The 6,275-nt window shown below is 44.3% G+C and carries 4 protein-coding genes; 1 reads left to right on the forward strand and 3 read right to left on the reverse strand.

Features of this window, described 5'->3' with window-relative positions:
* Window positions 1-75 precede the first annotated feature (75 nt).
* The 3 genes from frsA to KIV40_RS17350 all read right to left on the reverse strand — a co-directional run bounded on the left by frsA (window position 76) and on the right by KIV40_RS17350 (window position 3,558).
* Window positions 76-1,323 carry an esterase FrsA gene (gene frsA, locus KIV40_RS17340; RefSeq protein ID WP_012127154.1) on the reverse strand — a complete coding sequence of 416 codons (1,248 nt, stop codon included), beginning with the start codon at window positions 1,321-1,323 and terminating at the stop codon, window positions 76-78.
* A gap of 89 nt (window positions 1,324-1,412) precedes the next feature.
* A complete protein-coding gene (gene tet(34) / locus KIV40_RS17345; protein WP_005424848.1) occupies window positions 1,413-1,877 on the reverse strand; it encodes an oxytetracycline resistance phosphoribosyltransferase domain-containing protein Tet(34) in 465 nt (154 codons plus the stop codon).
* Between the two features lie 391 nt (window positions 1,878-2,268).
* Window positions 2,269-3,558 carry an NCS2 family permease gene (locus tag KIV40_RS17350; protein WP_005424863.1) on the reverse strand — a complete coding sequence of 430 codons (1,290 nt, stop codon included), beginning with the start codon at window positions 3,556-3,558 and terminating at the stop codon, window positions 2,269-2,271.
* Window positions 3,559-4,590: 1,032 nt separating this feature from the next.
* Between KIV40_RS17350 and KIV40_RS17355 the strand changes: the two genes are divergently transcribed.
* On the forward strand, window positions 4,591-6,063 hold the full coding sequence (locus KIV40_RS17355; protein ID WP_012127153.1) for an aminoacyl-histidine dipeptidase: 1,473 nt from the start codon (window positions 4,591-4,593) through the stop codon (window positions 6,061-6,063).
* The last annotated feature ends 212 nt before the right edge of the window (window positions 6,064-6,275 follow it).

A 6,275-nucleotide genomic window follows, 5' to 3' on the forward strand; every position in this document is an offset into this window, starting at 1 on the left:
AGATCAACACGCCCTAATTATCATGAGCTTATTTTTTGCTCACATATATCACTCTTAACTAAATTAGGAGCTTTGTCACCTTAATAATTCCTCCTCCAACCACTTTATGGCTAAATCGAGGGATTGCTCATACCCTTTTGTAATTGTCTTGGAACTGATTTTCTTCGCCTGTCCATACTGGCTAAATAGTGCAACAAGTTGGTTGTCACTATGAGGGGAAACTGGGTCACCTTCTAGGCTCAAGGCGAGAATAGGCACCTTGGTTTTACGGCTGGTCAGGAAGCCTTGCACCTTCAAAGACCACGCCATCATTTGGCCTGCCATGCTATTGATGTCGACAGCATTTTTACCTAAGCGAGAAGCGAGTAAATCTAGGTACATCTTCGGCATTTGCTGCAACTTCTTAGGGGAAGTAAACACATCATGCACTGGCGCACCTAAAGCAACACACGCTTTGATCTTCTCTTGCTCAACGAAAGAAAGACGAATCATGGCATTGCCACCAAAACGGAAGCCAATCAAACCTACCTTATGATGATCAACCCAAGGCAGTGAGAACAGCTCATTCAAAACCGCTTGGTGAAGGCAACTGGAGTTTTCCGTCAAAGGCCAATGCGAGCTATGACCAACCGAAGGCATATCAATGGTCAACATCGCAATGTCTTTTGGCGCAAGGTGATTGCGGAACAAACGCCACATATCCGTTTGCAAACTGTCCAAGCCCGCACTCACCATCACGACCGGTAACTGTTTGTCGGTGCGTGGCAGATGCAAGTTCGCGATGATCTTGCGCTTCTGGTACGGAATCTCAATCTGCTTGATCACATATTGCGTTTTCTCAGAACCTTCGGTGTAGGCTTTGTTCGCGAGTACTTGCGCTTGCGTCGCCAAGTTATCGTTTTTCAAATGCGGATAGCCAGCAATACTGAAACATAATGAAGCGGTAAACAGCTCATCTGCCGCCTCTTCACCTTTCATCTCATTCGAGCGACGTTGGTGCTCCATACCCAGCTTGATCCACTCAAATGCCCAGTTACCACTGTGGTATCCCATAACGGTATCGAGCCACTTATCTTCGGTGCGAGAGTGCTTCGATGATGCAATTTTAGCGAGAACCGCTTCCATTTCAATCGGTGATAACCCTTGCCACACCCATTGAAGACGTCTCAAATGACGATACCAAGCACGCTCGCCATGTTCTTCTCGCTCATCAAGAATTTTTTGGCTGGTCGGCATGTATTGAGTAAGTGCAGAGGTTTCTTTCGCTTGCTTGTGTTTCACGAACAAAGTTTCGGAAAGGTTTTTACTGACGTCTTCTGACATAGGAAGAACTCTAAGCTGGTTGCAATAGCGTAATAATAATAAAAAAAATGCCCCTATAAAGGGGCATTTCTCAATATTCTTGTGCAAACTTATTTTTGTTTGCGATTCACTGGCTCAACAAACTGGATAGACATATCCCAAGGTTGCTCGATCCAAGTGTCTTGAGCGATGTCTACTACGTAATCGTCTAGTAGCTCAACACCTGCAGGCTTAGCACATACTGCGATAAGCTTCGCTTTCGGGTACATTTCACGTAGCTTGCGTGCTGTGTCACCGCTATCTACTAGGTCTTCAACGATTAGGAAACCTTCTCCGTCACCTTCTGGTGCTTTAACTACTGTCATATCACGCTGGTGATCGTGGTCGTAGCTAGAGATACAAATAGTATCAACGTGACGAATACCCAGTTCACGCGCTAGGATTGCACCAGGAACTAGACCACCACGGCTTACCGCCCAAATACCTTTCCATTGCTCAGCTGGCATTTGCTTCTCAGCCAGTTCACGGCAGTAAGACTGCATCGCATCCCAAGTGATAATGAATTTTTTACTCATTGTAATAACCTAATAATTTCAAAATATGCATCCCCTCTGCTTAGTTGATGGCGCTGAATTGGACTCAACAAACTAAACTTTCCACACCAGAGGAAATGGGGGTTTCAAGCTACGCAAACGATTATTCTACCGAAAGCCATGGCTAATACCAACGCTGATATCAAATTTCTCCGTCTATTACGCAGAAAAATCGAATTCGGTGAACAACACAAAACAGAGAAGTGAATGAATTCACGTAGAAACGAGTCACAAACGATTCGTTCTTAAGAGATTCGTTCTAAAACGATCCTTGCTCAAGCAATACGTTCTCAAACAATTCTTTCTCAAACAACTCGCAAACAAAAAGCCAGTGTGAGTTTTGGCTCACACTGGCTTTTTAAGATTACGGGAATTAGCCCAGAATGTACTTCGCGATGAAGATTGCAGACATCACCCACACGCTCATCGACACTTCACGGCCTTTACCACTGAACAACTTAATCGCAGCGTAAGCAATGAAACCTAGCGTGATACCTTCTGCAATAGAGAAAGTCAGAGGCATTACCAAGCACGTTACTACCACTGGCGCTGCTTCTGTTAGGTCACGCCAGTCAATACCAACAAGGCCAGAAAGCATAAGGATTGCGACGTAGAATAGCGCACCAGACGTTGCGTAGGCTGGAATCATACCCGCTAGTGGCGAGAACAATAGAGCTAGAAGGAACAATACACCAACAACCACAGCCGTTAGACCTGTACGGCCACCAGCTGCAACACCAGAAACACTCTCGATGTATGAAGTCGTGTTTGATGTACCTAGTAGCGCACCCACTGATGTTGCTGTTGAGTCAGCAAGTAGCGCTTTGTTTAGACGTGGAATGTTGCCGTTTTCATCAGTTAGGCCTGCTTTTTGCGAAACACCAACTAGCGTGCCTGCAGTGTCGAACAAGTCAACGAATAGGAAAGCAAACACTACGGAGATCATGCCAACTTCGAACAAACCAGAGAAGTCTAGCTGCATGAAGGTTGGTGCGATGCTTGGTGGAGTCGACATGATACCGCCCCACTGAACGTCACCGAAGATAAGGCCAAGAATTGTCACACCTAAGATAGCAATCATAACCGCACCTTTCACACCACGGTGAACCAATGCAATCGTCATGAAAAAGCCAATCGCAGCAAGTACCGATTGCAATGACGTAATGTTACCCATTGAAACTAGCGTTGCTGGGTTGTCTACTACGATGCCTGCGTTTTTCAGTGCGATGAACGCCAGGAACAGACCGATACCAGCAGAGATACCAGTGCGTAGAGAAAGAGGAATCGAGTTGATGATCCACTCACGAATCTTGAACACGCTCAAGACAATGAACAGCAAGCCAGAGACAAATACAGCGGCTAAGGCCACTTGCCATGTGTAACCCATGCCCAACACAACAGAATAAGTGAAGAACGCGTTTAAGCCCATGCCAGGCGCCTGAGCGATTGGGTAGTTTGCTACCAAGCCCATGATGAAACAGCCAATAGCTGCAGCAAGACACGTCGCAACGAACACGGCACCACGATCCATACCAGTATCCGCAAGGATAGCTGGGTTTACAAAGATGATGTAAGCCATAGTTAGGAAGGTAGTGACACCTGCGATGATCTCAGTGCGCACGTTGGTGCCATTTTCACTAAGTTTAAAGAGCCTTTCGAGCATGATCGAATCCTGTAAAAGGTAAAAAGTAAACGGTTGCGTAATCGATTGGCTCGAATTATAAAGTTATCAAATAACAAATTCCAGATAGAATTTTCACTCTAATGGGATTTTTTTCGCTGGATATGAAACCTATTCGCTAGTGTTTTAAACAAGGCAAGAATTTAGATCTTAATAAACAACAACTAACAGAATTGTATTTTGTTCGGCTCAGCGTGTACAAACTGAGCAATGTATTAAACTTTCAAACGTAAACCTGAGGTTTTGGACGTTAAATACCCACAAAATTAGTCAGAAAATGAAATAAGTTGAAGATGCGTTAGTAGAATGGAAGCTTGGTGGCGAGAAAGTAGTCGAAGTTTGATACTGCAGATAAAAAAACGCCACTCAATTTGAGTGGCGGTGAATCATGTCAGCACTATGCACTGAAAAAAAATTCCAATTTATAGGGGTGAACAAACTTGTTCGAGTCACATGCGTTGGCTTCAATTAGTAACCAAAGCTTGTTGGGTATACAAAGTTACCGGTGTAAACAGATTTGCTGTTCCAGAACATTGCACTTGGTAAACCTTTCATAAATATCACCTTCTAAATCAATTAATACTGTTAATTTGGTTGATTTCTCGGTTCCTTGGAGGCGATAAACGGACTCATCCTTTGAGCATTTCATTCTTCTCTCAGAAGCTGGTTACAAATATACCACCGAGAAATTTAATTACAAGCATTTTAGTGACAAGAATCACAAAAACCTGATAAATTGATCTTCATCAAGAATCAACTGTAATTAAATTACAGTTTAGTAAATTAAAAATTAAACAAAATTTCAATTCATACTAAGAGCGTTGCATTAGCGTATTAGGTTGTGTTCATAATCTGTGACAGTTCAAGGGCAAATCCTTTTCACCACAACTACTAGAACGGCTTTTGTGGTGGTATGCTGAGGGCAATTCCAAGCCAATACCGATTAGCATTTACTGCTAAACACTCATTAAATTTACGGTTTAAATTTGGCAAAGCACATCAAAGGAGTCTTCCGTGTCTGAATTCCATTCTGAAATCAGTACCTTATCACCTGCTCCACTTTGGCAGTTTTTCGATAAGATTTGTTCAATCCCTCACCCTTCTAAACATGAAGAAGCACTAGCACAGTACATTGTTACTTGGGCGACAGAGCAGGGTTTTGACGTACGCCGCGATCCAACTGGCAACGTGTTCATTAAGAAACCAGCGACGCCGGGCATGGAAAACAAAAAAGGCGTCGTTCTTCAAGCGCACATCGACATGGTGCCGCAAAAGAATGAAGATACTGATCATGACTTCACAAAAGATCCTATCCAACCATACATCGATGGCGAGTGGGTAACAGCAAAAGGCACAACGCTTGGTGCGGACAACGGCATCGGTATGGCTTCTTGTCTTGCAGTTCTCGCTTCTACTGAAATCAAACACGGCCCTATTGAAGTACTGTTAACGATTGATGAAGAAGCTGGCATGACAGGCGCATTTGGTCTTGAAGCGGGCTGGTTGGAAGGCGACATCCTTCTAAACACTGACTCAGAACAAGAAGGCGAAGTGTACATGGGTTGTGCTGGCGGTATCGACGGCGCAATGACATTCGACATTACACGTGATGCCATCCCAGCAGGTTTTGTGACTCGTCAGCTAACGCTGAAAGGCCTAAAAGGTGGTCACTCTGGTTGTGACATCCACACTGGCCGTGGCAACGCGAACAAACTTGTAGGCCGTTTCCTAGCAGGTCACGCACAAGAATTGGATCTTCGTCTTGTTGAGTTCCGTGGTGGTAGCCTACGTAACGCTATCCCTCGTGAAGCCTTCGTTACCGTTGCTCTACCAGCTGAGAATCAAGATAAGTTGGCAGAGCTATTCAACTACTACACTGAGTTACTAAAAACTGAGCTTGGTAAAGTTGAAACCGACATCGTGACTTTCAATGAAGAAGTAGCAACAGAAGCACAAGTGTTTGCGATTGCAGACCAGCAACGTTTCATCGCTGCGTTGAATGCTTGTCCAAACGGCGTAATGCGCATGAGTGATGAAGTTGAAGGTGTGGTTGAAACGTCACTTAACGTTGGCGTTATCACAACAGAAGAGAACACAGTAACGGTTCTATGCCTAATTCGCTCATTGATCGACTCAGGTCGTAGCCAAGTTGAAGGTATGCTTCAATCAGTAGCAGAACTAGCTGGTGCACAGATCGCTTTCTCTGGCGCTTACCCTGGTTGGAAACCTGATGCAGATTCAGAGATCATGGCAATCTTCCGTGATATGTATGAAGGCATCTACGGTCATAAGCCGAACATCATGGTTATCCACGCGGGTCTTGAGTGTGGTCTATTTAAAGAACCTTACCCGAACATGGATATGGTTTCTTTCGGTCCAACCATCAAATTCCCTCACTCTCCAGATGAGAAAGTGAAGATTGATACCGTTCAACTGTTCTGGGATCAAATGGTTGCACTTCTAGAAGCAATTCCAGAAAAAGCGTAATCCTAAACAGATTCCATAAATACGAAAAAGGGTGCCGAGGCACTAATGCCGATCAGTTAAGACTTTAATCGGCAGATCAGTTGAATGATCCTACCTGTATGTAAAAATCCGATAGACCCTGTTTATCGGATTTTTTATCCACGTTTCTCAAGCCCTCGACATCATCAACAGTTATAAACCCAATCAAGTTGAAACACTCGCTGACCTCCTGC

This window comes from Vibrio sp. D173a, assembly GCF_030248475.1.

Coding starts and splice junctions, on each gene's coding strand:
- KIV40_RS17350 (WP_005424863.1), bottom strand. CDS start 3,558: ATGCTCGAAAGGCTCTTTAAACTTAGTGAAAATGGCACCAACGTGCGC.
- frsA (WP_012127154.1), bottom strand. CDS start 1,323: ATGTCAGAAGACGTCAGTAAAAACCTTTCCGAAACTTTGTTCGTGAAA.